The 26,466-nt window shown below is 48.4% G+C and carries 24 protein-coding genes and 1 pseudogene; 6 read left to right on the plus strand and 19 right to left on the minus strand.

Going from position 1 to position 26,466, the window contains the following annotated elements; translation table 11 throughout:
• Positions 1–100: 100 nt before the first annotated feature.
• The 4 genes from FLT43_RS13250 to FLT43_RS13265 all read right to left on the minus strand — a co-directional run bounded on the left by FLT43_RS13250 (position 101) and on the right by FLT43_RS13265 (position 5,142).
• Positions 101–2,551, minus strand: a complete 2,451-nt coding sequence (locus tag FLT43_RS13250) for an RCC1 domain-containing protein (RefSeq protein ID WP_087443427.1) — start codon at positions 2,549–2,551, stop codon at positions 101–103.
• Between the two features lie 159 nt (positions 2,552–2,710).
• Positions 2,711–3,730, minus strand: a complete 1,020-nt coding sequence (locus FLT43_RS13255) for an HD-GYP domain-containing protein (RefSeq protein WP_244194252.1) — start codon at positions 3,728–3,730, stop codon at positions 2,711–2,713.
• Between the two features lie 107 nt (positions 3,731–3,837).
• Positions 3,838–4,299, minus strand: coding sequence for a 2-thiouracil desulfurase family protein (locus FLT43_RS13260; RefSeq protein ID WP_087443426.1), 462 nt, complete (start codon positions 4,297–4,299; stop codon positions 3,838–3,840).
• A 240-nt stretch (positions 4,300–4,539) separates the two neighbouring features.
• Positions 4,540–5,142, minus strand: coding sequence for a TetR/AcrR family transcriptional regulator (locus FLT43_RS13265; RefSeq protein ID WP_087443425.1), 603 nt, complete (start codon positions 5,140–5,142; stop codon positions 4,540–4,542).
• A 107-nt stretch (positions 5,143–5,249) separates the two neighbouring features.
• On the opposite strand from FLT43_RS13265, the gene cyoE reads away from it, so the two are divergent.
• Positions 5,250–6,161, plus strand: a complete 912-nt coding sequence (gene cyoE / locus FLT43_RS13270) for a heme o synthase (protein ID WP_087443424.1) — start codon at positions 5,250–5,252, stop codon at positions 6,159–6,161.
• A gap of 62 nt (positions 6,162–6,223) precedes the next feature.
• Here cyoE and FLT43_RS13275 read toward each other — a convergent pair whose 3' ends face one another.
• The 4 genes from FLT43_RS13275 to FLT43_RS13285 form a co-directional block, all read right to left on the minus strand.
• Entirely contained in the window at positions 6,224–7,033 is an 810-nt protein-coding gene (locus FLT43_RS13275; protein ID WP_087443423.1) for a polysaccharide deacetylase family protein, read from the minus strand.
• Positions 7,021–7,623 (minus strand): YkoP family protein, encoded by a 603-nt coding sequence (locus FLT43_RS13280; RefSeq protein WP_244194251.1) that lies wholly within the window; start codon positions 7,621–7,623, stop codon positions 7,021–7,023. Before FLT43_RS13280 ends, FLT43_RS13275 begins: the two co-directional genes overlap by 13 nt.
• A 116-nt stretch (positions 7,624–7,739) precedes the next feature.
• The gene (locus FLT43_RS29335) at positions 7,740–7,913 is read right to left on the minus strand and encodes a hypothetical protein (RefSeq protein WP_164776466.1); all 174 of its coding nucleotides are present in this window, start codon (positions 7,911–7,913) and stop codon (positions 7,740–7,742) included.
• A 27-nt stretch (positions 7,914–7,940) separates the two neighbouring features.
• Entirely contained in the window at positions 7,941–8,606 is a 666-nt protein-coding gene (locus FLT43_RS13285) for a hypothetical protein (protein WP_087443433.1), read from the minus strand.
• Between the two features lie 243 nt (positions 8,607–8,849).
• On the opposite strand from FLT43_RS13285, the gene FLT43_RS13290 reads away from it, so the two are divergent.
• Positions 8,850–9,425, plus strand: coding sequence for a TetR/AcrR family transcriptional regulator (locus FLT43_RS13290; protein ID WP_087443422.1), 576 nt, complete (start codon positions 8,850–8,852; stop codon positions 9,423–9,425).
• A 23-nt stretch (positions 9,426–9,448) separates the two neighbouring features.
• Positions 9,449–12,097 (plus strand): cation-translocating P-type ATPase, encoded by a 2,649-nt coding sequence (locus FLT43_RS13295; RefSeq protein ID WP_087443421.1) that lies wholly within the window; start codon positions 9,449–9,451, stop codon positions 12,095–12,097.
• A gap of 53 nt (positions 12,098–12,150) precedes the next feature.
• On the opposite strand, the gene FLT43_RS13300 is transcribed toward FLT43_RS13295, so the two are convergent.
• The 11 genes and pseudogenes from FLT43_RS13300 to FLT43_RS13350 form a co-directional block, all read right to left on the minus strand.
• Positions 12,151–12,582, minus strand: a complete 432-nt coding sequence (locus tag FLT43_RS13300; protein ID WP_087443420.1) for a hypothetical protein — start codon at positions 12,580–12,582, stop codon at positions 12,151–12,153.
• An 81-nt stretch (positions 12,583–12,663) separates the two neighbouring features.
• A complete protein-coding gene (locus FLT43_RS13305) occupies positions 12,664–13,320 on the minus strand; it encodes an EAL domain-containing protein (protein WP_087443419.1) in 657 nt (218 codons plus the stop codon).
• On the minus strand, positions 13,310–15,733 hold the full coding sequence (locus FLT43_RS13310; RefSeq protein WP_087443418.1) for an L-type lectin-domain containing protein: 2,424 nt from the start codon (positions 15,731–15,733) through the stop codon (positions 13,310–13,312). Before FLT43_RS13310 ends, FLT43_RS13305 begins: the two co-directional genes overlap by 11 nt.
• Entirely contained in the window at positions 15,699–16,760 is a 1,062-nt protein-coding gene (locus FLT43_RS13315; RefSeq protein ID WP_087443417.1) for a WxLIP family cell surface protein, read from the minus strand. The genes FLT43_RS13310 and FLT43_RS13315 overlap by 35 nt, the downstream gene beginning before the upstream one ends.
• Before the next feature lie 108 nt (positions 16,761–16,868).
• Complete coding sequence (locus tag FLT43_RS13320; protein WP_087443416.1) at positions 16,869–17,549, minus strand: WxL domain-containing protein; 681 nt, start codon at positions 17,547–17,549, stop codon at positions 16,869–16,871.
• Between the two features lie 22 nt (positions 17,550–17,571).
• Complete coding sequence (locus tag FLT43_RS13325) at positions 17,572–18,234, minus strand: WxL domain-containing protein (protein ID WP_087443415.1); 663 nt, start codon at positions 18,232–18,234, stop codon at positions 17,572–17,574.
• A gap of 357 nt (positions 18,235–18,591) precedes the next feature.
• Positions 18,592–20,007 carry a BglG family transcription antiterminator gene (locus FLT43_RS13330; protein WP_164776468.1) on the minus strand — a complete coding sequence of 472 codons (1,416 nt, stop codon included), beginning with the start codon at positions 20,005–20,007 and terminating at the stop codon, positions 18,592–18,594.
• A gap of 375 nt (positions 20,008–20,382) precedes the next feature.
• Entirely contained in the window at positions 20,383–21,159 is a 777-nt protein-coding gene (locus tag FLT43_RS13335; protein ID WP_087443413.1) for a formate/nitrite transporter family protein, read from the minus strand.
• A 181-nt stretch (positions 21,160–21,340) separates the two neighbouring features.
• Positions 21,341–22,192, minus strand: coding sequence for a DUF4097 family beta strand repeat-containing protein (locus tag FLT43_RS13340; protein WP_244194254.1), 852 nt, complete (start codon positions 22,190–22,192; stop codon positions 21,341–21,343).
• 42 nt (positions 22,193–22,234) lie between these two features.
• A complete protein-coding gene (locus FLT43_RS13345) occupies positions 22,235–22,939 on the minus strand; it encodes an ABC transporter permease (RefSeq protein WP_087443411.1) in 705 nt (234 codons plus the stop codon).
• Between the two features lie 37 nt (positions 22,940–22,976).
• Positions 22,977–23,663 (minus strand): annotated as a pseudogene (locus FLT43_RS13350) (ATP-binding cassette domain-containing protein); the annotation flags it as partial.
• Positions 23,664–23,820: 157 nt separating this feature from the next.
• Here FLT43_RS13350 and FLT43_RS13355 point away from each other — a divergent pair.
• From FLT43_RS13355 to FLT43_RS13365, 3 genes are all read left to right on the plus strand, one after another.
• On the plus strand, positions 23,821–24,540 hold the full coding sequence (locus tag FLT43_RS13355) for a response regulator transcription factor (protein WP_087443409.1): 720 nt from the start codon (positions 23,821–23,823) through the stop codon (positions 24,538–24,540).
• Positions 24,531–25,634, plus strand: a complete 1,104-nt coding sequence (locus tag FLT43_RS13360; RefSeq protein ID WP_087443408.1) for a sensor histidine kinase — start codon at positions 24,531–24,533, stop codon at positions 25,632–25,634. The genes FLT43_RS13355 and FLT43_RS13360 overlap by 10 nt, the downstream gene beginning before the upstream one ends.
• A gap of 352 nt (positions 25,635–25,986) precedes the next feature.
• Positions 25,987–26,400 carry a hypothetical protein gene (locus FLT43_RS13365; RefSeq protein WP_087443407.1) on the plus strand — a complete coding sequence of 138 codons (414 nt, stop codon included), beginning with the start codon at positions 25,987–25,989 and terminating at the stop codon, positions 26,398–26,400.
• Positions 26,401–26,466: the final 66 nt, after the last annotated feature.

Consider the following 26,466-nt stretch of genomic DNA (forward strand, 5'->3'; position numbering starts at 1 on the left):
GCTCTCCTCCTTCATTCAAGAACATACATTCCTATCATAGCAGAAATCGTCTCTTCTAAAAAATCCCGGCGGCCCAAGCGGACCGTCGGGGAACAAAGCTTTATTTCGAGAAACGAATCGTCTGCGCCGTATTATAGTTCGCGCGCGTACCGTTCCCCAGCTGGCCATAATCATTATTCGTTCCGTAGGCCCATAGCTGCCCGTTCGAGATGACGAACACATTGCTGTTGGCCGCAGCGGCGTAATCGGCCTTCTGATACAGATTGCCTGTCCGGAACGGATTGGATAAATAACCGAAGAAGAGCATCTCCTTATGTTTCGTCAGCAGAATGGCCCCATGGGAGCCCGCCGTGACGGAGGCATAGGTTGGCTTGTCCCGCTTGCCGAGCGGCCCGTTGGAATAAGCGTCGAAGTTCCGGGTCGGCGCAGCGGACGCATCCGTTCCCTTCTGCATCTTGAAGGGCAGCCCGAATCCGAGAGTGCGGGCGGAATTGTCGCCCCAGGCCCACGGATTCCCCTTCTCATCCAATCCGACCGCGAAGTCTCCGTTCCGGCTCCCGGCCGCAATCGTCGTCATTTTCGCAAATCCCGGCAGCTGCGCCGCCGCATATTTCTTCTTCTGCACGATATTTTTCCATGACCAGACCGTACCGTCCTTCAGCACCGCATAGCTTCGCATATTCCCCGCCGCGATCGCCTTCGCTCGGCCAATGTCCAGCTTCCACATAAAATCCTCGGGATCAACTACCGTGCCATAGTAAAGGATGCCGCCCATCTGGTATACATCCCCGTTCGCCGTCAAGATGACGGCGCCGCGCTCATATGCGCTGATATCGGCAACCTTGTCCTGCCCGAACCGTTCGATTAAGGTTGGCGCACCCGCATTCTCCAGCCCAAGCCGCTGCAGATTCCCCCAGCCATACAGCTGTCCGTTGTTCAGGAGCAGCAGCGAGAAGTCTTCCCCGGCCTGCAGCTTCTTGACGCCGTTGTACGTGCCGATGAGGCGCGGCGTTATATATTGCTCTGCGGACTCTGCGTTGATCTGGTGCGCGCGGTTGCTGCCCCATCCGTACAGCTTCCCGTCCTTCGTCACGGCCAACGTGTGGTTGTCCCCCGCTGCCACCAGCTCCGTCTGAGTCATTCCCTTGATGGGCTCCGGATCGAACAGAAGCGGATAGGGCTGCCCATTGCCGAGCTGCCCGTACGCATTATTGCCCCAGGCCAGCAGCCTGCCGTCCGCCCCGATCGCGATCGTATGGCCGTCCCGGAAGCCGAGCGCCGCATGCTCGGCTGCGATGACGCCGCTCAGATTGCGGTCCGGCTCGGCATTGAAGGCAGATTGGCTATAATAGCTGAAGCTTCCGTCCGCCAGCTTCACTTCCGGCAAGTTCTTGAAGATGCCAATCACATGGGAGTCGGTGTTGACTATCTTGGGCACTTTAGGAGATGAAATATCATCGTTAAGCATCCACAGATCGAATTGCTCGCTGATCAACAAAGCGCCGCGGTAGTAAGGCTCGAGATCAACGATTTTGGGCAGGCCCTTCACCTGCTCCGGCATCGAATCTTTATCGTATACATTTCTTGTCCATAGCCATACCGCCCCGTCAGATGTCAATGCCATATGCTGCCCATCATTGCCGATGCGGATTTTCTCGACCTTCTGCAGCTGGGGAAGCTTCTTCAGCTTCACTTGCTTGGGGGACTGTTGGCCGCTCGCCGCTTCCGGCTTGTCCCACGCATATACCGTCCCGTCCTGCTTCAACACCAAGCCCCCGGCAACCGAGAGCTGAATCTGCTTCGCCCCGGGCACCTTGGCAATCCGCAGCGGGGATGTCCGCTCCTCATGGGTGTACCAGTACCAGATCTGGCCGTCATCGGTCAGGGCCGCCCCTTCATAGAAATCAGCCACGACCTGCACGGCGCCGGGGATGGCGGAGATCAGCTTCGGCGTTCTCACATACAGCGCTTCCCGCGTCCCGGGAACGGCTCCGTGCAATGCCGGGCTCAGCTCGCCGAAGGCCCACAGCCGCTTCTTGTCGTCAATATAATAAGAAGCGGATGACGTGACCGCGATTCTCGCCTTATACGGCTCAAGCTCCTTCATTGTGCTCAGCAGCTTCGCCCTTTCACCCGCAGTCATCATGCCATTGATCAACTCGAAGCTGCCTTCTCGCTTAATATCCGTCCAATGGGTGTTATCACCCCATTCGACGGACACATACCGGGCTTCCTCGACCTCCCCCATGGACGTCCTGATGAAGCCCTTCTCGTCGAACTCGCGAAATGTGGCTTGCATCGCCTCTCCATCGCGCTGGAGATAGGCGCCGATGACGACATACTGTCCATCTGGCAAAGGCTTGCCGGCATACTCCGGCGCCAAGACTTCCACATATAGCGTCCGATCCGGCGCCAGGAAGGCATTGATCGAGACCGTGCCTCCCTCCGCCGCGCTTGCCGGTTCCGCATGCAGCACGGCCGCCACCGACCACAGCAGCGCGATCAGCAACATCAGCGCTGCCGTTCCGCTTCTTTTTCTCATGCCCGTCATTCCGCAACCCCCCGGTATATAGGTATATAGTCACAATTTCTTTATCGTGAAAAAATGCCTAGGTGATGAGACGTTAAGCCCCTTCCAAGCACAAAATTCAGCAGAGTTAATTTACCACAGTATGGGTTCATGGAAGATTCGCATTGATTTATGGTGACCTTAGCATTTCGATAGGATATTACGAGGGTGAGACAGAATGCCCTCCCCTTCCCGTTCGACAATCTGAATAAAGACATCAGCGATGTCGGGATCGAATTGCGTGCCTTTATGCTTGCGAATCTCATCAAGGGCATAGCGGATATCGGCCTCATGCCGGTAGACCCGCCTTGACGTCATCACGTCGAAGGAGTCGGCCACAGCCATAATGCGGGCCGCCAACGGAATATCGGTACCCTGCAATCCATGCGGATATCCGGTCCCGTCATAGCGTTCGTGATGGAATAGAATCATGTCGAGAACGCCGTTTTTTTCAAAAAAGGAAATATGCTTCACCATCTCATAGCCGATGACGGGATGCTGCTTAATCACCTCGTACTCTTCCTTCGTCAGCTTGGACGGCTTGTTCAAAATCGCTTCGGGCACGCCTATTTTTCCGATATCATGCAAAAGTCCGCCGATATAAATATGTCCGCACTGTTTGCGCTTCAGCCTCATCTCCATCGCAATGCATACGGCATAATAAGCTACATTGTCCGAATGGTAAGCCGTGTACGGATCTCTCGAATCCAGCGATTTGGCTAAGGTCAACGTCAAGTTCAGCGTATTCTCTTTTTCCCGGTTGTAATATTTAATGGCTAACGATATCGATAAGATCGCCAATAAATGAATGAGGGCTTGGGATAGAAACACATTGACATGCGGGAACGGAAAGGGCGCCAACGCGTAATGGAGCCATGTAATGACAGCGGCGGCGAGAACCTGCAGCATCGCATTGCGCCAGAATACAAATCCGGCAAACACCGTATCGACGAGATACCAGATGAACATATCCCGCTCCGGATACAGGAATACGTCAATCCATATCGTAAAGGATAAACATAATCCGTACAGCACAATAAACAGGGTAGGCCGCTCCCACCATATTTTCAGTAATCTTTTTTGCTCAAAATAAACCATAATCCACCTTATCTCGGGATTCGAGGTTGAACGGATAACGTACCCGGCCCCCTTACCCTTCATTGCCTGGCATCCGACTCAGGCCGCATGCTGCAACCCTGATGTCACACCAAGCGATTCCCGAATGATAATACCTGCTTGTTCATACCTTCATATCGTAAAGCCGTTAATTACTCCAAAGTCCAATCGGCGAACTGTTCCTCCGATATCACTTCGATTCCGTGCCTTCTCAGGAGCGCAGCGGTCACGCCGAGGCCAGCCTTCGCCTTGCCTGCGAATTCTCCATTATAAATCATCGAGCTTCCGCAAGATGGGCTGTATTCTTTGAGCACGACCAGCGTGGCCTTCATCGCTTGGGCCTGTCTCAGCGTCTCGAAGGCTCCCTCGACATACATGGCGGTCACGTCTCTGCCTGATCGCTCGATCACCTGGGCCTTTCCGCCTAGGACATCCTCCCCATCTCCGCCGATAATCTCGGCCGGCTCCCGGGGCGTCGCGAAGCCTCCCAGCAGCTCCGGGCATGCGGTAACGGCTTTGCCTTCCTCCAGCAGCTTCGTGATGTGATGATCGAGACGGTGGGTACCATCATATCTTACTTCCAATCCGGCCAGACAAGCACTGACGATAATCACGTTTCTTCCTCTTTTCTATTCGATTCGAATCTGCAGCTACCAATTGCCTATCTATTTTACCTCGACAACCTGCAGGAATAAACAAAAAACCGAGAAAAAACAGGAGAAATTTCCTAAATTCCGCTCGGTAAATCGCTTTTTCTAGTTATGGACGCGGACATGGGTACAAAAAAGAAGCCGAGGGGCCTCAGGCTCAACGCCCGAGGCTGTCTCGGCTTCCGCTGCGTTATGGCTGCTTCGTCACCTTGACGCAAGCAAATGATAAAGAGCCTTCTTATATAAATGGGGAGGCATGCTCTCATCGCCAATATAGCTGAATATGGCCAGGCCATTTTCCAAGGACAGAATCGTCCATGCGATATCATCCGCCGATAACGCCGTACCGTCCTTCTCCCTCGACATCAGCTGCTTAATGGACCCCGAAATTTGCGTGACGGATTCCGTGAGCATGCGCGACCATTGGTGGCGCACCGCTTCTTCGCGCATCGCGTACAGCAAAAACTCGATATATAGCATATTCCAAGTCCGGTTTCTCTTCTTCACCGAACCGAAGCAGGCATCCATCGCGTCAATGAATTGGGAGATGGAATGCTGCCGCTCGATGACTTGCCGAATATTATCAACTTGCAGCTTCATCTGCTGCTCCAGTATGGCGAGAAAAAGCTCCTCTTTCGACTTGAAATGAGCATACACGGCCCCCTTGCTGAAGCCCGCATGCTCTGCGATTTTATCTACAGAAGCGCCGTGGAGGCCGAGTTGGGCAAAGATCTCGATTGCCGACTCGATAAGCAAATGCCGCGTTTCCTGTTTTCGTTGTTCCTGGGTTAATCTCCGTCTGCCCATGGTTCTTCCTCCCTCACTTGACAATGATACCACACCCCATTAACATACCACATAGTATATAAATTCTGATTAGTATATAAAATTCATCATAAGGGGAGAGGTTCATCATGCGAAGGGCGCTTGACGTTCCACAGCGAGAGCGGACGCGGACGGCCATCTTGGCGCAGACAGTAAAGAGCGGAATTATCAAATCCAACCTGATTCCGATGTTCGCCGGGTTGACGTTGGCCTTATACACCTATGATCTGAGCTTGGTGGAGAAGCTGCCAGAAATGGTACTGGCCTTGATGGGATCGGTGTTCATCATGGGCGCGGCCGGAGCCTTCAATAACCTGTATGACCGGGATATCGACTCCGTCATGGAGAGAACCAAAAACAGGCCAACGGTGACCGGGGAAATCAAGCCGGCGGCCGTGCTCTGGCTTGGCATCTCCGCGTCTATTCTTGGTCTGGCGTCTTTATATTTGGCCACGCCGCTGGCCGCATTGCTCGGTTTTCTCGGTTTGTTCTTTTACGCGGTTCCCTATACGATGTGGAGCAAAAGAAAGACGGTCTACAATACGGAGATAGGCAGCATTGCCGGAGCCATGCCTCCGCTTATCGGATGGGCCGCGATCTATCCGGATCTGACCCATCCTGCGATTATCGGACTTTTTGTACACGCTGTCATCTGGCAGATGCCCCACTTCTATGCGATCGCGATCCGCAAGCATGAAGAGTACAGGGCCGCTAACATTCCGATGCTTCCCGTCGTCAAAGGCATCCAGAGAACCTGCATGCAAACGAATCTTTATTTGACGGCTTTAATTGTGGCAAGCTGTCTGTTCTGGTCGCTAAGCCTCGGCCTGATGCTGGTCGCATTGCTGTCGAGCGTCTCCTGGCTGTTGCTCAGCATTGTCGGGTATCGAAAAATGGACTCCGAGAAATGGGCCAAATTCATGTTCTTGTTCTCGCTTTTTCATATGACCGTGTTGTTCTCCACCGTAATTATCTATTCTTTGATCGGCATATTGCTTTAAGCGCCCACGCATAGGCAAAACTCTGACGCCGCAGTTCTTCATAGCTGGCGCGGATGACGCCGCTAGCCGTGATTTTGATGGTATTCGCGATGGCGCGGCAGCGCCATCTTCACCTGGCCGCGTCCTGCTTGAACCATTGGGCTGCGGCCGGCATATGGCTGCGCTTGAAGCTCGTCTACACGCACGCATTGGTATCCTTGCAAGCGCAGCTTGGCAAGAACCTCCCGCAGACTCTTCAGCATTTGCTGCGGAGCATCCTCGTCCGCGCCGGCCGTATCGCCGCTGTCATGCAGCAGCACGATCGATCCGGGCTTGATGCTCCGCATCAGCCTCCGCGTCAACCGCTCCGCATCCGTACCGCGCGTCCAATCCCACCCCATGACGGACCAGAGCACGATCCGGTATGATTGGCGCAATGAGAACAAATCCCCGGCGTTCACGATTCCCCATGGCGGCCGATAAAACACAGGGCGTTCTCCGACGATGCCCTCGACAATATCGGCCGTTCGCTCCACATGCCGCTCCCTCACCTGCCCGGGCGTCATCAACCAATTGGACAGATGTGTATAGTTGTGTATCCCGATCTGATGGCCTTCAAGATATATTCGCCTCGTCAAATCCGAGTACTGCTCCGCCTTGCTGCCCAGCACGAAAAAGGTGGCCTTGACTCCATGATCCTGCAGCAAATCAAGCAGTTGAGGCGTGTACCGCGGATCAGGACCATCATCAAAGGTAAGGGCAATCCTGGCCGTCGGCCTCCCTTTCCGCAACACGCCAACCCCGCATATTCTCGTGATCAGAAAGGGAATCCCCATGTAGCAGACGATCAGCAACAGGATCAACAGGACTCCGCCAAGCATCAGCTTTTGCATGAAATCACATCTTGGCGGTAACGCTCCAGTAAAGACTGCTTCGTCATCATCAATACCATCGGATTGAGCTTCTCGCTGCTCTGCTTCACTCTTCGCGTTCCGTGTGGATGCATCACCGCCAGCAGAAGGCGAAGATAGTGCGTTGTCGTCCAGCGGAGCCATTTGGAGTTCATCGGGTGCAGCTCAAAGCCAAGGCCATAAATAATTCCGCGATGGAGCAAGGTGATGCCCGTCAGCGCTGTGACCCTCGCAAGCTCGGGCGTGCTCTCCATAGCCCGGCTTATCTGGTTGAGCGCATCACGCAGCTGCCGCGCCGTCATCAAGGCCGCCCGATTCGGCCCAAGGGAACGGGACAGCTCCAGCACCTGCCTGTTATCCAGATGGAGCTCCCCTACCCAATCTCCGGAATGCACCCATTGTCCGTCATTGCATTGCATGCTGCGCCCATGATACCGTCTTACGACAAGCTTGCATATTCCATATTGGGTTACGGATACGCTTCTTGCCTTCGTGATCAAGTCAAACACGCGCTCCCACATCATCCATAGCGATTGCAGGCATACTTTCGAAGTTGATGCCAACACACTCATCCCGTCACCTGTTTCCTTTGTAAAATAGGTTCATTTCCTTCTTTCCTTGCCCCCAGTCATCATCGACTTCAGCGACAGCCCCGTTTCCGTTATTCTTTTGACGCTTCGATTCCCGGTTACCCCTTTTTCCTCGTGGCCAGCAATCCGATTCCGCTTACGATCCCGAGTCCAACAGCGCTGCACAGGCTGATAAGCACCTTCTGACTTCCCGTTCCCATAAAAAGAAGACCATTTACGATGATTGAGGCAACACTAAGCAAACAGATCCATTTCAACACTTGCTTCGCCATCCCTCTCCCCCTCTCTGCTTCGTGATGTCACACATCGGCATGCTCGATATGGCGTATCGACATATAGGCCACAGCGATTCCGAGAAGCGCCAACCCGATAGGCACGGCAACGATAGAATACAGCGAGAAGCCGTCAATACTTTGACAGACGAGCATCACCACGATAAGCGACGATAAGATGGTGGCCGAGACGGAATGCTTCCGCATGCCGAAGTACAACGGAATCAAGCTCAAAAAACTGGTCGCCAAGGCGCTCATCACCATAGTTAGCAGGGAATGGGCCGCCACAGATACGGTTAACGGCACCGGAACGATAGGCGTGACCAGATTCAATACATAGAAGCCGATCCCGACGAACAAATTCCCCGCAATATCCGCACACAGCGTGAACACCACCACGATAAGCAGCTTGGCTGCAAGGAGCTTTTTGCGGTTGATGGGGTACATGAACAGAAGCGCAATCGATTTGGTGCGGAACTCATCAATGACGATTCGTGACAGCAGCACCGCCGCGAACACGATGTAAGTCGCCCGCGTAAGCGTATCGATGATGGCAAAAGCCATTCCGTAGTCCGTCAGAGGCATCTTTTCCTTCACTTCGCCAAAGAAACTAATCAGGCATAGGAAAGCTAAAATCATCACATTGGCTATGAGTGCCGCGCGAATATAAGGGCCGATGCGAAATTTGCGCATTTCGAGTCTCATCAGTTCAACCAATGACGCCACCTCCATGTCTTTACAAGCTCCATTATAAGAATCGATGTTTGCATAATTCTTACCCGATTCTTACAAATTTCTTATATTGCGTTGTACAGTTACGGCAGATAATAAAAAAATAAAAAAAATGTGATCTAGTTCACGGAAATGCGCGCTATCGATCCGTAAACTAAAAATCAAGCAAGTACTTACTTGACGAAAAGAAAGGAGACCCTATTCGTGAAACAGACGGTAAGAGAAAAAATGCTGTCAGCCGCCTTGGAGAATATGGCGTTGCATGGCTTCAAGGGTACGACAACCAAGTGTATCGCCCGGCAAGCAGATATTAATGAAGCGACGATATTCAAGCATTTCAAAGGCAAAGATGATCTCATTCATGAATCATTAGCGCAGCAAATGACCATGATAAAAACAAAAATCGATACCTTTTTCCACACCGATCATGAAAACATCCGTGAACTGCTGCTGGCGAAGATTGAATTTATCAATGAGATATATGAACAGCATAAAGCTTTCTTCTTAGTCACCATTAGAGAAATGGGCAGCAAAGAGCTCGAATTTATGTATCCTTCGATTTTCGAATATATTACGGAGGAACTCAAAAAAGAGATTGCCAAGATGGCGGACGATTCAATCACAGAGGATGAAATCAGCGGCATCGCGCTCATCGCGAACAGTGTGCTGCTGACCATTATTCTTGAAAAAGTGAAGGCAGAGAGTTTTGGGCATCCCGTACGTCTGGATATGAAAAAGGAAATGCTCGTTGAATTTTTGCTTCGCCTCTGGGGCGGATAGACTACACAAGTGAGGTGCATTGAATGAAATGGATGGAGAGAACACTGGAAGATATCTTTAAGACGCTTCGAACAAATAGAGAGAACGGACTCAGCAGTAAGCAAGCAGCGGAGATGCTGGAGCAAAAGGGCTACAATGAGTTCGAAGAAGAGAAGAAAGAGAGCATCTGGGCGAAGCTCCTGCATCAGTTAACAGAGGTTACGACATTAATCTTGATTGTCGCCGCCATCATTTCCACTTATCTTGCGGTGACAGAGGGGCATGACTATGCGGAGCCGATCGTTATCATCGCCATTGTCGTTCTGAATGCGGTGCTCGGCATCCGTCAGGAGCTTAGCGCGGAAAAAGCGCTCGACGCTCTTAAAAATATGAATGCTCCACTGGCCAAGGTTGTGCGTGATGGAATGCTGCAGCCAATCAGTGCGAAAGAACTCGTGCCTGGTGATATTATCGTGGTCGAAGCTGGAGATATGGTTCCGGCGGATGCCCGTATTATAGAGGGTTCCAATCTGCTTGTTGAAGAGTCTGCCCTGACGGGCGAGAGTGTGCCTTCGGAGAAAAACGCAAATGCCGAGGTCAAAGAATCCGCTCCGCTCGGAGACCGGGTGAATATGCTCTTCTCCGGCTGTCTGGTCACCAATGGACGCGGCAGAGCGGTTGTCGTAGCTACCGGGATGGAGACGGAGATGGGCAAGATCGCTTCCCTTCTCAACAATACGAAAAAGAGCAAGACTCCGCTTCAAAATCGCCTCATGGAGCTCGGGAAGAAGCTAAGCGTCGTGGCTGTTGCATCTGGTGCGCTTGTCTTCTTCATTGGCCTCATGTATGGCGAGACGATGATGGAAATGCTGATGACCGCCGTATCCTTGGCTGTCGCTGCCGTACCGGAGACACTGCCTGTTATCGTCACCATCACCTTGGCATTCGGCATTCAAAATATGGTGAAGAAAAATGCAATCATTCGCCGTATCCCGGCGGTGGAGGCGCTTGGCAGCGCATCAGTTATCTGTTCCGACAAGACGGGAACACTGACCCAGAATAAGATGACGATTCAGCAGATCTGGGCGGTCTCTCATGAGCCGAAGGGCGCCGGTGCTGAATTCAATGAGACGGAGAACGATCTCCTCGTCATGTTCAGCCTGGCAAGCAACGCATCCATCGAAGAAAAGGATGGAGAAGAGACGGTTATCGGCGATCCGACCGAGTCCGCGATTATTCGTCTCATGCTGAATAAAGGGATGACCAAGGCGGAACTGGAAGCGAAATATCCGCGTGTGCATGAGCTTCCCTTTGATTCTTCCCGGAAGCTGATGACGACGGTGCACCGCACCCCAGATGGCTATATCTCCATTACCAAGGGCGCCTTCGACCGTATTCCGTTGGATCCGAATGCAGCCTGCACGATACAGCATCAAGCGCAGGCGAATCATGTTCACGATCAATTCGCTGAGCAAGCCCTTCGCGTCCTGGCGTTGGGGTACAAGCACTATGATGAGCTGCCTGAGAAGCTCGACGCAGAAGAGTTGGAGCAGGGCCTTCGCTTCGCCGGTCTCGTAGGGATGATTGATCCGCCGCGTCCGGAGAGCAAGGCTGCGGTGCAAGCCGCGAAGGATGCAGGAATTAAGACGGTCATGATCACGGGAGACCATATGGCTACCGCATCGGCCATTGCCCGCGAGATCGGCATTCTCGAAGAGGGCGACCTCGCGATATCGGGTGAAGAGCTTGCGCGCATGTCCGATGAGGAACTCACGCACAAGGTCAAAGATATTGCGGTATATGGCCGGGTATCCCCGGAGGACAAGATTCGTATCGTACAAGCTTGGCAGGCAAATGATGCTGTCGTCGCGATGACTGGTGACGGGGTGAATGACGCTCCTGCCTTGAAGGCGGCGGATGTCGGCACGGCTATGGGCATCACGGGTACCGATGTAGCGAAGAGCGCTTCGGATATGGTATTGACCGACGATAACTTCGCAACGATCGTCGATGCCGTTGGAGAAGGAAGACGCGTCTACGAAAATATACGCAAGACGATCTACTTCCTGCTAAGCTGCAACTTCTCTGAGATCATGATTATGATTATTGCGATTCTGCTCGGATGGGGAGCGCCGGTCATCGCGATTCAATTGCTCTTGATCAACGTCGTCGCTGACGGTATCCCAGGCTTCTGCTTGAGCCGCGAGAAGATGGAGCCTGATGCGATGAAGCAGAAGCCAATCGCGAAGAATGCCGGCATTTTCTCCAATGGCTTGGGCAAGAAGATTGCTTATCAAGCAATAGTTTACACAATTCTGACGTTAATTGGCTTCTATGTAGGGAACTTTGTACAAATCTCTGATCAAATCGGACCTTCCTACGAAGTTGGACAAACGATGGCCTTTATCATCCTGGGCTGGTCCTCTGTCGTTCATATTTTCAATGTGCGCAGCAACACCTTGTCGATCTTCACGATCGGGTTCATGTCCAACCGGCCATTGTTCTGGTGTGCGATGCTGTCACTGGCGATTGTATTCGGCGTAGCCGTGATCCCGGCGCTGATGGACATCTTCCACCTCGTGCCGCTGAGCTTGGCCCACTGGGTTCTGGTTACGGTGCTGTCCGTCATCCCGCTCGCCGTGGTCGAGCTTGTCAAGCTGCAGAAGCGTGCGCAGCTCAGAGCGCAAGGATAGATCGAATGCGGGGCGGCCTGGGGCCGCCCCGATATTCGTATAGATGCTTGATTTTAATGGCCGTCCAGATGAGATGAAGCGGCAGCATAGTTCCTCAAGTAAGAAATGACAGGGGTTGCGATGTAGCGGTACTTAATCGCTCCCTCTCCCCTAACCTTCCACGTATATCCGTCGAAGTAGATTAACAGCTCAATATTATCCTTGATCGTCACCACATATTGATGATTCGAAATAACACGTATGCTGATGTGCTCCCCGTCGATTACGACGGGAAACTCGTTGAAATCGCGTTGGTTCAGTTGCTTGATAGCTTCTGAGAGGACAGGCAGTAACGTGCTTTTCCGTTTCGTTTCCATTCTCCAGGAATAAGGAGTTCGATAAAAGGTTGCAATCTTTACTTTTTGATATTTCACAATCCATCTGTTATTCCCGTCTTGCGTCATCTCTAAATAATACGTCTTCCCGTCCCGCCTAATCGTAATCATGGCCGCCTACCCCCAGCCTCGCGCAATGATGTACAAAAAAACAGGCCAAAGCTTCGGTTTGACCTGTTGATATGGGCCACTTTACAAAAATGAAGCCTTCGGCTCCGATATCCAATATCCTTGAAATCCATCTGCCAACCGTTGCATGCGCTGAAATTGCTGTTCCGTCTCAATACCTTCTGCGATAATCTGAATCCCCATATCCTGAAAGGGATGCATGAGTTTTTCTGTGAATTTCAGGATGCTGTCGTCTTCACAGGCTCGCACGACTTCCTTCGCCAGCTTGATATACTTGGGTCTCAACCTCAGAATGAAGGGAAGCGATATATGCCCAAATCCAAAATCATCGATGGCAAACTGAATCCCTGCGGCTGAGAGTCGGGTTATATGGCTTAATATCAATTGCTCATCTTGGATCGCCGTATGTTCGGTTAATTCAATAATGAGCGGATACTGGTTATGGTATGGCAACGATTCCGGTAACGGGTCACTTGAGAACGGATGGGAATTGAGAAATAGTGGCAGGTGTCCCGAGTACTGTTCGAGGGCCATTGCCTTGCACTGCAGATCAATGGCGTTGATGCACTCCATGTCTTCGTGAGAACTGGAGAGGAGCTTGGCCAATGCCTTCCCGGAATCTGTTCCTCGAATGAACGACTCGTATCCGATAATGGATAGCTGCTTATCAACAATGGGTTGGAATACCGGATATATCTCCAACGTTCGTCTAAGGGGCATCCACTAAATCCCAACGAATCAGTCCCCTATAATTTCCCGCATAAGCATAGGGATTGATTTTCATTAAAATGCCTTGGTTCTCTTCCCAGTCAATGGATATCTCTTGATCGCCCTGGGTAACATTGGTGTAGACATCCGCAGCAATTCCCGGTTCCATCGTTATTTCATGTCCATGCTCGTCAACATATATCAATGCATCCTTCAACTCATTCCCCCGGTCATCGGTAAATGGTTCGGCCAACGTCGCCGAGAGCCGCCACGAACTTCCATTACCGCGGGTATCTTTCACGCGAAAATCCCAATCCTGATTTCGTGCGGACAAGGAAGGTTGGCTTGCTATTTTTGCTTGTTCAAAGCTTATATTTTGTGCAGCACTAGTAAAAACCAATTTCCCCGTAACCTGTAGCGTTACCATTTCCACATTAGATGTCCGGCCCGAATCATCTACGGCATAGACTGTAATTGGATACGTGCCCACTGGCAATTGTTCTGCCGGAATCGCGTATTGATAAGCGACTTCTTCCCCTTTGTTAGCGGAATTGGCCGCTTGTGAAGTGAAAATTACCGGTTCATTCCCGTCGATGGCATAGTATAAATCAACGGAGTCACTATCCAGGTCGCTCCAATATCCGCTTATGGTATAGTCAGCGCCGGCATCAATGGAAATTTCCTCGCCTGTATCCCGCAACGTTATCGCGGGCGGATGTCCAACCATAATCTTGACCGAAGCTGTATTGGAAATCAGGCCGTCATCATTCGTTGCATAGACTTCAAACGTATTTTCGCCAAGCCGGAATAGTTGATGGATCAAGTGATATCTCCATTCAACCGGTTCGGAAGATTGTCCGCCCTCCAGTTGCTCCTTTTGAAGCAGTGAAGAATTGATGATGAAATGCAGCGTGCCTGTGGGATTATCAAAATCTTGCCAGGTTCCTGTCACCACATAGTCCTCACCGGCATTTAACAGGATAGGTCCTTCATCAAGTATTTTTACTTCCGGCGGACGGCTGGCTTGAATCACATAAGTAACGGCATCGCTGCTGTTTATATAGTTGTTTCCTGCCACGGTGAATTTTTCGGTCACGGGTGTGTTTAGCGGTAAGCTATTCACTTTAACCCGAAAAGAAATCGTCTGCTCGTCATAATCGGCGCTCATATCGCGAAGGGGAACGGCCAACGTTTGCCCTGACCAGTAACTATCATTCACCGGTGTCGTCCCGTTGCGATCGGTGAACGTTAATGAATTCGGAACGTAGGTGACATGCTCATTAATCGTTGTCAGCCCGAATATGTTTTTCCAGTTCTGTTTGCCGGAGAGGTAGTTCGCGGTGATTGTATAGGTTAATTCCTCTCCCTTGTAGACGAAGTCGCCTTGGTCAACAACACTTCCGTCTTCTCTCGTTATCGTTTCGGTGACTTTGCCATTGACGAGTCCCGGAACGCTTTCGAACACAACCCGATTCTGTGCATATTTACCTCCGGTGGAACCGGTAAATCCCCAATAGACCTGGTTCGTCCCGAACACATCTTGAACATCGATCGGAATGACTACCGGATTGGTTCCTTCCAGATGATATGTCAATTGACTATTCGCCGCATCCCACTTCACTTCGAATCTACGCCACGTATCATTCGATAATGTCCCCGTATATTGGAGATCATTGTGAATCATTTTTCTTGCCCGCTCAAGCACTGTATGCTGATAATCTACATAAGTACTCGGTTTTCCCGGATAGTTCCAGGCAACGTGGTTCCCGGCGGCACTATCGGTATCAAACCGGCTATCGCTTGAAGTATTGTTTACGTACGTATCAAATTCTATCGCCAGACTATTTTGGATTCCATTGTACAGACCATTATATTTACCTTCGGCCCACACTCCGAGTCCTCCGCCTCCGTTAGGGGACAGCGCGTTTGTGCCTTTAGGGTCATTGTGCATGACAAACGCAATGCCATCCGCCGCGTTCGTTCCTTGATTGCCGAAATATACATACATGGACGCCGTAAAATCTTGGGTTAAATCCATTAAATTGTTGGGAGTCGACCAAATTCCACCCTTTTTCGATTTCGCATTCGGCGTAATTTCTACAATAGAACCGTCAATAATGGAACTGTTCGAGCCTGCTGGCGTCGTAAATATATTTTCCAAATCAATCTTGGCCGGCGGAAGATTCGCATTGCGAGGCATCGCGCGATTATAGGTGGCATACGTCACATAAGTTACGTCCGTTACGGAACGGTAATTATCCGGCAACGCCACCAAAATATCTGGTTCAATCCCGTCGACGGAAGTATTCGCATTTGCTTCTTCCCCATGGACTGGAGCCAGCCACACGAAGCTCGGAAGCAGTAAACACAAGATTAACAGCAGCACCAACTCAGGACGAGGAAATTTTGTGTTCATCATTTTCATTCGTTTCCTCTCTTTTTTTCTTAAGCAGCAGCACGATAATGATAACGAGCGCTGCAATGATCACGCCCATTCCGAGGAAAATCATCGTATTGTTATGATTAACGGCGGTTTCTCCGGCGACTGCAACGGCGGATTCGTTGATTACCTTCGCTTCTTCGGATTTAATTTCGAACATGTTATCGAATTCCCACGTTTGGTTGCCGTCCGTAGCCGTTAGATATAAATGATATTTCCCGGGTTCAAGCCGCCGGCCCTCCCAACGAATCGGAAAATCAAAATTAGAATTCGGGGCCATCGACATTTGGCTTTTTTTCGTTTCGTATAGCGTTTCTTTTTGGCCTTCCTTTGTAATTCTGGCGCCCACTTCCAAATCGCTTACGATAACGGATTTAATATTTTGCAGATTGGCGGTAACTACCGGACGATAGTTCATTAAGCCTGCCTGAACTTCATTTAGCTCTAGCTCCGGCTGTACCGTATTTTCCGTCTCGGTTAATTTCACGCCAATCACGTAAGAAAATTCATTTTTTAATTGAACATTAGCATTTTCTTCGATTTCATCAGCTTGACTCATTTTATAGATATAGAACCCGCCTAAAATGACTCCATCGTACGACTCTTCGGGCATTTGAATCGTAAACGGCACTTCCTTGGTTTCATTTCCATGTAACGTTACTTTCTGTTTGGGAGTAATCAAATCAGAAAATGCATACTTCAATGAACTGTCTTTTTCATATTCATGTTTGCTATAATCAATCACGCCATTTTGATTCGTTATCGCGGTATTGGGTTCAATCATTAACTCGATTGGTTCGGTCGAGCCGTTCTTGACGGTTAACGATATCGTTTGTTTTGAACCGGGGCTCATTTTCAAGTCGAAATAGGTAAGATTTTTATTGATTTGATTTTCGGGGATATTCGCTTTAACCGAGTAATTCATCGATCCGGCAAAGACCATATCAGAGCTAGTGACGAGTCCCAGTCCAATCCATAATGAAGCTATCAGCATCCATAAACCTTTTTTCATTCGCTATTCCTTTCCTCACCCTCGTGGAACACATGTTCATACGGTATTGTAAGGTTGAACTTGGCTTGTCTAACCTGTTTACCGCCAAGTTCAACGAATGGAACGATGTTAACTTGGCGCGTTAGACAATTCCCACGTAATTACGGCACTGTAATCGGCAAGGGCATCCGCCGAACCCGCCAACACCTGAAGCTGGACATTGGTTCCCGGGAACACGCTAATCCAGGTCCCGCGGCCGCCGCCCTCCTTCGCAACCATCACCAATTGCGCATCCTTATTATCGAAGACCACATCATGGGCTGCTGGAGGAGAAGACACATTGCCGGACTGAGATTTGACTTGTCCGTTGCGCAATGATAATACGGCGCCTGCCAGCAATTTTCCATCTTCGCTTTGGAATTCGGAAGCCGTTGCTTTGAGCGTCCATCCTTCGCCAGTACCGCGCTTGTCCGACACTTGGACGAACGGACTTTTATTTTGGGCGTGATACGACATGGTCCCGCTTCCGATTGTCTGCGTTCCGAATTGAAAATTGGTGACATAGTCAAGCGTCAATGCGCCGCTGTTTCCCGTGCCTCCATTGCCCGGATCTTCGGGATCAATAGGTTCGCCTGGATTGGGATTGTCCGGATCGTCCGGATCGACCGGGTTCGTCGGTCCCTCATCCGCCGTAAAACGAATCGAACTGGTGGAAGAGGCGGTACTGCTGTCTGCCGCTTCGACCGTATAGCTTAACGGCATCGTCCCGGCCAGAATGATCCCCAGTGCCAGTATTCTAAGTACCTTCATCTCTTTGCCCTCCTGAATTTCTTTATTGCGGCGCGTCCAGCAGGCTCCAGTACAATGTAGATACATAATCACCGGTCAAGTTACCGGCAGGAACCTGAATCGTCACTTCGCTGGCGTCGAATTTATCGACCCATGTTCCCAAGCCCGTGTCTGCTTTTGCTACCATCAAGTTCTGTGGAGCAGTTACATCTGAATCGGTGCTCAATTGCACTTGTTTTGCTGTTGGAGCTGTGGATACATTATCTTGCGATGTTATTAGCATACCAACCGGAAGCGTTACAATGGCTCCTTTCAGGACTTTGGTGTTGTCCGTCTTATCTTTGAACGGAGTAGCCGATACTTGCAATGTCCAACCCGCTCCTGTACCGCGAATATCCGTGACTTGAACGTTTGGATTTTTCGTTGTTGTTGTGTAATTTACATCTCCGCCTGACAGTGTATGGGAAGCAAAAAGGAGCGGCGAGACATTGTCGATCGTTAGTGTCCCTTCATTCCCTGTTTCCCCGCCCGGTTCACTTGGCTCGATCGGCGGCGTTACCGTGTCTTCTGACGTTATCGTAATGCTGCCTTGAGAAGTGGCGGTGGAGCTTGACGCTTCTTCCGCGCTTACCGCTGCAGGAGTCACGAATAACAGAATCGCTGCGAATAATAAGAAACCTTTCTTTACACCTTTTTTAGTCATCATTTTTCACTACTCCTTTATTTTTTGTGATTTGTCGATTAACGACTTTCAGGACACCATCATTCTTGTCCAACAGCCCCCTTTCTACGAATCATTTCTCCCGTCTCTGAGCGTCTGTTTTTCCATTTACCGTCTTATTCGTACGGCCGATTCAGACTTAATCTATTTTAGGGCAACATGAGACCGCTAACTTCCTCATTTTTTCCGTTGCAAAGCGAAACAAATGGTAGGAAAGTACTAGAAAATGAAAAGTCGTTTCTAATAAAGAGACAGGAGCGAGCGTCCGCCTATAGACGGATTGCCTATCTAGTGAACAACAAAAAAAAGGATACTATCCAGTATCCTGTTGACATGAGCCCGCTATAGTTGCAGCGTATCTTTAATCATATTGATTTCATAGTTGGAGAGTAATGGGCTAACTTGAATGACAGGGACCTCATTCGTGAGGAGAGCCTCGTTATGCTTGTAGGTTGTAACAATGACATCGACATATTGATGAGCAACAAGATGGGCCATTTCTTGAGCTTGGTTGGTTGTAACTATTTTTATTTGTCCCTGTAAATGATCCAGCAGCTTCAGCATGGCATATCTCATGACGCCGGGATCACTCATATACAGTAAAATGGTTTTTTCTTTTAATTGCAGATGATGACCTTTCCTGCTGGCCACGAAGTACATCGTAAAATCCGCAATGTCATCCTCCCTGATCGAGTCCGCATACTTGGAGTAGAGTTGGACGGCTTCTTGAATCGAGTGATACAGCACAGGTTTTCTGCTTTTAATGACTTCTTTGTGCAGGTTTACGTAGCTGTGTACCCGAGTCACCCACCTTACTCTCGCAGATAGACAATATTCATGTATTTGCTGCACTAAAATATGATCCTGCGAAAACGGCAATCGGGTCTGCTCCTCTATATATCGTATCGATTTCGCCACCGTATCCCATTGATGATCCACAATGATTCTTCTTGAATGATTATGTGTAATTCTGGAAGCCCCCAGGATCAGCGCTGCGCCATAATACAGTTCATGAGGGGGATACGTAATGTGCAATGACTCCAGATACCCCTCGATAAGCGGAAGAAGCCAGTCAATGGTTTCGCCCAATTCAGCAAGAAGATCAGGATAAACAAATTCAGTGATATACTTTTTTTTGGCCATCCGGCTCTGCCAGACCGACAACATGATCGGGAGTTGTATATACGTATTATCTGAAAAAGAAAACTCGCCTTCATTTTCAATCCTTTTCATAAAAGAATACATGGAATCCAAAGATTGAGTTTGAATCCAGTCCGTTCTGTTTTTACGTACGTAATAATCATAATAAAATTGACGTAAATGAAATTCATCTCCGTTGATTTTAAGCGGCTTCATGTCTAACCGCAGATAGTATTTTTTCAGCTCTTTCCTTACCAACTTTAATAATTTGCTGACTGTGCTTACGCTATAAAATAGCGCGCGGCTGACTTCGACCAAAGAACAGCCTGAATCATTCTGAATCAAGAAACTCATCAAATTTTGCATCTTATCTGTTTGATTGATCATATGTTCAAGATATACATCCGAGGAATTGTCGGGCCGCTGCAGACAAACGCCCTTACCTCTTTGGCTTATGATAAACCAATTCTCCGGCAGCAAAGATTTCAGAAGTTCCAGATCTTTCCTAACCGTTTTGGCAGAGCAATCCATTTTCACCGCTAATTCTTGAGTCGTGACCCACTCTGCATGATCTACTAAATATTGGCATAATTTGATTAATCTGTTTGGAGTTTTCATTGACCTCGCCCCCCTTGACTTTAAATCTCCCTGGAGATTCATATCGCAATATGTACCTCGTTCAACCCAAAATATGAATTCGTACATTGCTGCTTCCATAGAGTTAGGAATGTAGGCGCCTGGTAAATTAACAATTTAAATTAAAATTTAATATTTCTATACATAAAATAGTATAATCATACTAAAAAACTTTGTTTATATCATACTCTGCTCAGTTTTAATGTCAACTTTCTCCTCTTATTTGCTCTCCGATTTCGTTCACCTTCATAAGCATTTTATTATTGTAACCGCCGCAGTTTTTGAAGGGGAGGGAGCGAGTAAAATGCAAAAAACACAGAGACCCTCATCTCTGTGTTTTTCCCGCTTCCAAAGACGTTATGTTTTCACTTTTTCCAGGTAAAAATATACCAATCCCATAAAGACGCTTCCCCCGATGATATTGCCAAAGGTGACGGGGATCAGATTATGCAGGGCGCCGTGTACGGAGATGCCGGGCCGGTGCTCCATGATCAAGGCGATCGCAAATGAGGTCATATTGGCGATGCTGTGCTCAAATCCGGAAATGAAAAAACAGTACACAAACAGAATCATGGCAAACAGCTTCGGCCCGTCCCCCTTGAGGCTCATCGGGATAAAGAACGCCATGCAGACCAGCCAATTGCACAGGATTGCCCTGAAAAATAACTGAAGCGTTGGAGCGTCCATCTTATGTGCAACGACATCATAGAAAAACACATTGCTGTGCGGTTGACGGAATAATCCGGTGCCCCATAAGAGGACAGCGAAGAGGATCGCGCCAATAAAGTTGCCCGCATAACTGGCCCCCCACATCTTAAGTGCGTCCCCCCAGGTCGTCGCTCCGCGCAGCGTAGAGAAGGTAAAGTAAAAGGTATTTCCCGTGAACAAATCGCCGCCCGCGTAACCGATCAAAATAATAGCCGCGCCAAATGTGACAGCCGCTGCCGTATAGGCAAACGGCGAAGCGCCTTCGTCGAACAGATTGCCGGTCTTAAACGCAACAACAATGCCGAACCCGATAAACATACTTGCCAGGATAGAACGAAGCAGATACTGGAACTTGCCGGAGTCCCACGCCGCCTTCTTTTTTAATGCCAAGGCCTCCACCTGATCTAATGCATGCTGCTGTTCCATAACCTGCTCCTTGTCCCGCTTCTTTTCCTGTAGCATGCCTCTAATTCTTATCTCCCATACGTGAATATCCATTCATGCGAGCCGAGTCGCAACCAAGGCTTCGTTCTTCCAGCATGCGGCCCACAAAAAGTCCGATGCCGAAAATATGCACTGGAGCCCAATATTCTCGTTTCTGTCCCATCTAATTTACCTGAATCGTTCCATTCTTACTGATGAGCTCTAGTTTATTGGCTGCATCCCCAATCATGCCTGCTTTTGTTTTTTCCGTGCTCTCTTTCTCCCTGAAGCCATCTAGATCAACGTTAATATCCGACGAGTCGCTGTTCGCGGTAAGCATTAAGGAAGCGGGAGCGGCTTTATAAGACACCGCGATATCTCCTGACTTGGTTTCTACGCGCAATGATTTTCCTTCTTGTAACTCTCGGATTGAGACTTCACCATCGGTTGAGGTAATGTTCATCTCCGGCCTAGTCACACCGGTAATATAGCTGTCCCCGCTAGTGGAGGTTACGATTAATTCGTGCAGCAAGCTGTTTTTCAAGTTCAATTCCCCGTCTTTGGATGAAAATTCCCCCTTGTCTGCGGACAGTCCTTCCATGATTTGCATGCCCGAATCGTTGGAAATAACTATGTTTGTGGCCGTTACGTCCTTCATCTTGATGTCACCCGAGCCATTATTCACTGTAATCATTTGTACCTCATTGTCAGGGATGGATATATAGATAGTGCCTCTCTTGCCGAAACTGAATCCTTCCATGCCCCCTTGATCTTGCTGTGTGACAACAAGTTTATTCCCGTTATGGGTAAGGGTCACAGGGTCGCTCTTCTTGTCATGCCGCTTCCCTTCACAAGCGATGGTTATTTGTTCGGATTCCGTATTTTTGAACTCAATATCCCAAGAATCATTGTTAATTTCGATGGCTTGAAGGCCGTTTGCCGCAAAGGAAGTTTTGCTGTCAAAGTTCTGCCCTCCTCCTTGGCAGCCAGCAGCTAACCCGCCAACCGTAATCAAGATAAGCGAAGCAAATATCATTTTTTTCAAAGTTTTTCCCTCCATTCATTTCAAATGGGTATATTAAGCGACATCGATTTGGTCCACTTTGTAAAAAGAAAGATAGCCAATGATAAGGCCAAGCAGACAGAGCGCAATCGGGATTCCAATGAATTGGAACAGGCTGGTCGAACTGCCCCCATCAGACACCGTGGCGTTAATCACAAATCCAATGACGACAGCCGAGGTAATGGTGGAAGCCGCCGATTTTTTTCTCATGCCAAAAGATAGAGGAATTAGGCTGATTCCTGCAATCATAAATGCGTTCAACAACGTAGCTGGAACGGTAGCCGCTATTTCATCGACACGAACGGATGCTTCAAATAAACCTATCATCGGATTCAAGAAGAAAATGAATAGATTGATGATCACCGTAGTTAGGAGGATGCTGAAAAAACAGAATCCAAACACAATGGATAGCTTGGCTTGCATGATTTTTTTCCGTTGCTGCGGATAGGTAAACAGCACTTGAATCATGTTGCTCTTGTATTCCTCAATCACTACACGCGATAAGATAACGCTGGAGAAAATGATATAGACGATTCGAATCAAAATATTCGTTAAAGACATGAAGGCGGCATAATCCGGAAACATCGGTTCACCTTCCCCGTGAGAGCCCCGCGCCATCAGCGCAACGGCAGCGAAAATCGCCACAATACAAATGGCTAATCCTCTAAAATAACTGGATACATTACTTTTTTCCCACTCTAGTCTCATCAGTTCAAGCATATAGATTGCCTCCATGAATTAGATTGATGAAGTACTCTTCTAACGAGCCGGCATGTTGTCTGCGGATGGATTCCATCTTCACTTCTTTCAATAATTTCCCGTGATGAATAATGCCAATCGTATCGGCGATAGATTCAATTTCTGACACGATATGACTTGAAATTAAAATGGTAACTCCGTAGTTCTCTTTTAAAAGCAAAAGAAGCTCGCGAATGTCCTTAATCCCGATAGGATCAAGGCCATTGATTGGTTCATCCAGAATAAGTATCTCCGGTTTCGTAACCATCGCCCGCGCAATCCCTAATCGCTGCTTCATGCCTAAAGAAAATTCATGGATTTTTTTGTTCTCCACGCCGTGAAGACCCACGATATCCAGCGCTTCCTTGATCGCAGTCTTATCGTGATAACCAACGTATTTACAATGAAATTCCAAATTTTTTTTGGCTGTTAGCCGGTCATAAAACACGGGATATTCAATGATGCTGCCTATCCTTTTTAAGTATTGATAAGATGTTGGCAGAATAGGTTGATTGAAGACTTTGATTTCACCGGAAGATGGTTTTACTAGATTTAATATCATTTTCATGATAGTTGTTTTTCCAGCCCCATTCGGACCTAAAAACCCATAAATTTCTCCCTTGTTGACGTTCATATCGACCTTCGAAATCGTCTCCGTACCCTTGAATGTCTTGCTTACTTGATTGAGTTGAATGACGGCTTCCACTCTGATTTCCTCCCGATTTCTTATTGATGTGCTACACTAAGTGTAAGGAATGAAAGTAAAATCAAAGTAAATACTGCGGAAAATGCTCGTAATCTTTTTGATAGGGTAAGCTAGAAAATGAATGGGCAGGATAAGCTTGAAAAGAGGGAAAAGCACAATGGAATCTGCAAATATATTAGCGGTCGATGATGAAATCGGCATTTTGAAGTTATTGGAGATTACACTCAGGAAAGAAAATTTCACTCATATCGACACCGCATCAACGGGCAAAGGCGCGCTGCAGCGCATCAAAGAAAAAGCATATGATATTATTTTGCTCGATATTATGCTCCCGGATATAAGCGGCTTTGAACTATGCACGGAGATGCGGAAGCATACCAATGCACCGATCATTTTTATCAGTGCGCGTTCTACCGATTTCGACAAATTAACGGGGTTAGGGATCGGTGGAGATGATTATATTACAAAGCCTTTTAATCCGATGGAGGTCGTTGCACGCATCAAAGCGATCCTTCGCCGTCAAAGGATGGCTGAGCATTCACATCATCAGAACACGGCGTACGATTATGGGTACTTCGCTTTTCATCCGGAATCGGCAACGTTAACCGTGAAGCATCAACCTGTTGATTGTACAGCCAAGGAGCTAGAGCTGCTTCATTTCTTCTGCAAGCATCCGAATCACATCTTCACGACGGCTCAGCTCTACGAATTGGTATGGGGAAATGATGTGTTCGGGGAAGAAAAAACGGTTACGATCCATATCTCCAAGCTGCGAAAAAAACTCGGTGATGATACCCGTAAACCAAAAATCATTGTGAATTTGCGAGGAATCGGCTATAAATTCATCCCTCCGAATGAGGCGTTACGATGCGAATAAAAACTCGATTCACTCTTCATTTCGCGCTGGGACTTATTCTTTGGATGCTAGGGACGGGATTCGTCATTGTCATGTTGTTCGAAGGCCTTCTTCCCTTGCTCGACATCCATGTCAGTCCAGATGATGAAGGTTTGCTCGTTGGATGGATTTTTGTGATAAGCACGCTGCTTTGCATTGGCCTGTTTGGCTGGTATTTTGGCGGTCCGATCGGATTCATCATGGCCTGGATTCATCAACTCTCGCAAGACAACTACAAGCAGCCTGCCGGGTTGCCCCGCATGTATACCCGCAAAGGGAAGCTTCGCATGCGATACCGTCTATATCAGGAGGTGCTCCAACACCTGCAATCGTTGGGGGGCACATTGCAAGCGAATGAAGCGGAGAGAACCAAAATCGAACAAGCCAAACAGGATTGGATTGCAGGAATTTCCCATGACTTGAAAACGCCTTTAACCTATATCAAAGGCTACTCCACCCTTTTATTGAATGATCAGTATGAGTGGTCGAAGGAAGAAGCTGTTTCTTTTATCCAGGAAATTGGTGACAAAGGTAAGCATATGGAAGAATTAATTCAAGATCTAAGCCTCGTCATCCAGCTCAATCGCGCGGACAGCGCCTTGCCATTACAGAAGACGAGCCAGGATGTGGTCGAATTTACAAAAAGGGTTGTTGCCGATATCAGCAATAACCCGCAAGCAAGCACCTATCATCTGCACTTTCAAACGGATACGCCTGCCATTCACGTTGAGTTTGATCCGAAATACATGCAGCGCATCTTGCAAAATATAGTAATGAATTCCATTATCCACAATCCTGAGGATACGGATATCTATGTACAGCTTGCGGACAAAGGGGAACATGCAGCTATCCGCATCATGGACAATGGCGTTGGCATGCCCGCTCATACAGTAGAACATCTGTTTCAACAGTATTACCGCGGCACCACCACGGATTCCTCCTCGGATGGCACCGGACTGGGCATGGCTATTGTCTACAAGCTGATTCAAGCCCATGAGGGCACCATTACGGTCGAGAGCGAGCCTTCGCAAGGAACAGCGTTCGATATTATGCTGCCGAAAAAAGGACGGTCATAAAAAGGAGCGGGGCGTATCAGGGTTATTGTTCCGATAGGCCCCAGATCCTTGGACAACTCTTCTTATAGCCCATACGTATTCCTTCGTTTACATTGCTTGTGTTTATTCATCGTCCCACTTTCTTTACTCTTACCGAAAATGGGTAGATTCAGCGCTAATCTAGTATTACATCTTATAATGCGAATACTGATACACCTCACAACTCAATCAGTTTCATCGTAACACTACACGTTATAGCCTTCACGCCAGTAATGGTGGATCGAAAAAGCGCTAATTCAAACGAAAAATATCCCTTACTAGAGCCTATGCGAAATGTATAATTCCGATGGGACAAAAAAGGAGGTAACAAGAAATGAAGGGATTTAGATTTTTAATAGTCTTTTTATTAGTCGTAATGGTTGTGTCTGGATGCTCTAAATCTAGTGAAGTGGCGAGAGAAAAAGGAAAAAGTGACCATTGGAAAGCTGAGTATATCATAACTCATGAAGAAGATGCCGACAGTTACATGATACTATTCAATCTTTCATTTACCGACCCTTCTCAAGTTGTTTATGAAATGTCTTATGATATAACTAGCGAAGGGATTGGTCCTCAACTAAGTGGATCGTCAACTTCTTCAGATAAAAGTGGTAAAACTTCAACATTAATAAACAATACAATTTCAACTTCAATTAGTATGTATAGATTGCCAGAAGAAGGTAAGAAAATTACGCTCACGATCAAATGGAATGGTGATAAGCAGGAAAAAATAATACTTATCCCTTAATAAACTTCAAATAATAGTAATAAAAAGGTTACCCTGATGAGAGAAGAAATTGAACAGAGCATTGTG

The sequence above is a fragment of the Paenibacillus thiaminolyticus genome (assembly GCF_007066085.1).
In the GTDB taxonomy this organism is placed as follows: Bacteria; Bacillota; Bacilli; order Paenibacillales; family Paenibacillaceae; genus Paenibacillus_B; species Paenibacillus_B thiaminolyticus.

Bases quoted from the DNA above. Each gene is read 5' to 3' on its own strand.
- FLT43_RS13250 (WP_087443427.1), bottom strand. From the start codon at position 2,551: ATGACGGGCATGAGAAAAAGAAGCGGAACGGCAGCGCTGATGTTGCTG.
- FLT43_RS13255 (WP_244194252.1), bottom strand. From the start codon at position 3,730: ATGAAGGGTAAGGGGGCCGGGTACGTTATCCGTTCAACCTCGAATCCC.
- FLT43_RS13265 (WP_087443425.1), bottom strand. From the start codon at position 5,142: ATGGGCAGACGGAGATTAACCCAGGAACAACGAAAACAGGAAACGCGG.
- cyoE (WP_087443424.1), top strand. From the start codon at position 5,250: ATGCGAAGGGCGCTTGACGTTCCACAGCGAGAGCGGACGCGGACGGCC.
- FLT43_RS13275 (WP_087443423.1), bottom strand. From the start codon at position 7,033: ATGCAAAAGCTGATGCTTGGCGGAGTCCTGTTGATCCTGTTGCTGATC.
- FLT43_RS13280 (WP_244194251.1), bottom strand. From the start codon at position 7,623: ATGAGTGTGTTGGCATCAACTTCGAAAGTATGCCTGCAATCGCTATGG.
- FLT43_RS29335 (WP_164776466.1), bottom strand. From the start codon at position 7,913: ATGGCGAAGCAAGTGTTGAAATGGATCTGTTTGCTTAGTGTTGCCTCA.
- FLT43_RS13285 (WP_087443433.1), bottom strand. From the start codon at position 8,606: ATGCGCAAATTTCGCATCGGCCCTTATATTCGCGCGGCACTCATAGCC.
- FLT43_RS13295 (WP_087443421.1), top strand. From the start codon at position 9,449: ATGAAATGGATGGAGAGAACACTGGAAGATATCTTTAAGACGCTTCGA.
- FLT43_RS13300 (WP_087443420.1), bottom strand. From the start codon at position 12,582: ATGATTACGATTAGGCGGGACGGGAAGACGTATTATTTAGAGATGACG.
- FLT43_RS13305 (WP_087443419.1), bottom strand. From the start codon at position 13,320: ATGCCCCTTAGACGAACGTTGGAGATATATCCGGTATTCCAACCCATT.
- FLT43_RS13310 (WP_087443418.1), bottom strand. From the start codon at position 15,733: ATGAAAATGATGAACACAAAATTTCCTCGTCCTGAGTTGGTGCTGCTG.
- FLT43_RS13315 (WP_087443417.1), bottom strand. From the start codon at position 16,760: ATGAAAAAAGGTTTATGGATGCTGATAGCTTCATTATGGATTGGACTG.
- FLT43_RS13320 (WP_087443416.1), bottom strand. From the start codon at position 17,549: ATGAAGGTACTTAGAATACTGGCACTGGGGATCATTCTGGCCGGGACG.
- FLT43_RS13325 (WP_087443415.1), bottom strand. From the start codon at position 18,234: ATGATGACTAAAAAAGGTGTAAAGAAAGGTTTCTTATTATTCGCAGCG.
- FLT43_RS13330 (WP_164776468.1), bottom strand. From the start codon at position 20,007: ATGAAAACTCCAAACAGATTAATCAAATTATGCCAATATTTAGTAGAT.
- FLT43_RS13335 (WP_087443413.1), bottom strand. From the start codon at position 21,159: ATGGAACAGCAGCATGCATTAGATCAGGTGGAGGCCTTGGCATTAAAA.
- FLT43_RS13340 (WP_244194254.1), bottom strand. From the start codon at position 22,192: ATGATATTTGCTTCGCTTATCTTGATTACGGTTGGCGGGTTAGCTGCT.
- FLT43_RS13345 (WP_087443411.1), bottom strand. From the start codon at position 22,939: ATGCTTGAACTGATGAGACTAGAGTGGGAAAAAAGTAATGTATCCAGT.
- FLT43_RS13355 (WP_087443409.1), top strand. From the start codon at position 23,821: ATGGAATCTGCAAATATATTAGCGGTCGATGATGAAATCGGCATTTTG.
- FLT43_RS13360 (WP_087443408.1), top strand. From the start codon at position 24,531: ATGCGAATAAAAACTCGATTCACTCTTCATTTCGCGCTGGGACTTATT.
- FLT43_RS13365 (WP_087443407.1), top strand. From the start codon at position 25,987: ATGAAGGGATTTAGATTTTTAATAGTCTTTTTATTAGTCGTAATGGTT.